This window comes from Flavimobilis rhizosphaerae, assembly GCF_014852685.1.
GTDB lineage: Bacteria > Actinomycetota > Actinomycetes > Actinomycetales > Cellulomonadaceae > Flavimobilis > Flavimobilis rhizosphaerae.
Map to the genome: position 1 here is coordinate 1 of NZ_JACZDF010000019.1, position 1,240 is coordinate 1,240.

Genomic DNA, 1,240 nt, shown 5'->3' on the forward strand with positions numbered 1-1,240 from the left:
CTCGAAGGCGACCGGCGAGGTGTAGCGACACCACGAGTGGCGTCGCTTGGTGTTGTAGCGGACGAGCCATCTGAAGACCTGCCGACGGCAGGTCAGCTCGTCACTCCAGCAGGCGGCGTCTTGGAGGACCTCACGCTTCATCGTGGCGTTGAGCGACTCTGCGAGGGCGTTGTCCGCGCTGGATCCGACGGCGCCCATGGACTGGGTCACGCCGAGCTTGCGGCAGAGCGTGGCGTAGGCCTTCGAGCAGTAGACCGACCCGTGGTCGCTGTGGAACACGGCGCCCTTGAGGCTGCCCCGGGTCGCGGCGGCGGCCTTGAGGGCGTCCTCGACGAGTTCGGTGCGCATGTGGTCGGCGATCGCCCACCCGGCCAGCCGACGGGAGTAGCAGTCGATCACGGTCGCCAAGTACAGGTTCGTGCCATCGGCCAGCGGCAGGTAGGTGATGTCCCCGACATAGCGCTCGTTGGGGCGCTCGGCGGTGAAGTCACGCTTGAGCAGGTCGGGGTACTTCTGCCCCGACGGCTCGGGGATCGTGGTCCGCACCCGGCGCTTCTTCACGTAGCCGCGGATGCCCTCAAAGCGCATCACCCTCGCGACACGCTTGTGGTTGACCCGCTCACCGGCAGCCGCGCTGTCGCCGAGTTGAGCGTTGAGCTCGGCGGTGATCCGCGGCGCGCCCTGAGTGTTGTCCTCGGCATGGACCGCTCTGATCCGCTCAGCCAGCGCTGCGTCGTCAGCTGCTCTGGCTTCGCGGGCCGGCGCGGCCTTGAGCCAGGCGTAGTAGGACGAGCGCTCGATCTCCACGAGCTCGCACAGTCGCTTCACCTCGAAGGTGGCGGAGTTGTCGGCGACGAACTGGAAGCGACTCACCAGCGCGTCTCCCCGGCGAAATACTTGGCCGCCCGCTGCAGGATCTCCCGCTCGGTCGTGAGCTTGGTGGTCTCCGCTCGCAACGCCGCGTTCTCGGCCTCGAGCCGGGCGATCCTCTGCTCCGGCGTCTCGTCCGTCGGTGCCGACGAGCTCGCGGCGGACGTCTTGGCTTGCAGCGGGCTGGAGGTCAACGTCCCGTCAGCGGCGGTCTTCTTGCCGGTCCCGTAGACCTCGAGCCAGTGCCGCAGCGTGCCGCGCACGATGCCGAGGTCCTCGGCGATGCCGCGGACCGTGGCGCCCGGGGTGGACTCGTACAAGTCGACGGCCTGACGACGGAACTCTTCGGAGTAGTTCTTCCTGGCCATGG

Annotated in this window: 1 protein-coding gene; it reads right to left on the reverse strand. The window is 68.1% G+C overall.

Annotation, left to right across the window (positions count from 1 at the left end; all coding sequences use genetic code 11):
- Positions 1 to 1,238, reverse strand: a protein-coding gene (locus IGS67_RS13565; RefSeq protein ID WP_192282232.1) for an IS3 family transposase whose coding sequence is annotated in 2 segments (ribosomal slippage) — positions 1 to 890 and positions 890 to 1,238 — 1,239 coding nt annotated over the 2 segments. Because the reading frame shifts where the segments join, the coding sequence is not laid out codon by codon here. This gene is flagged as partial in the annotation.
- Between the last annotated feature and the right edge of the window lie 2 nt (positions 1,239 to 1,240).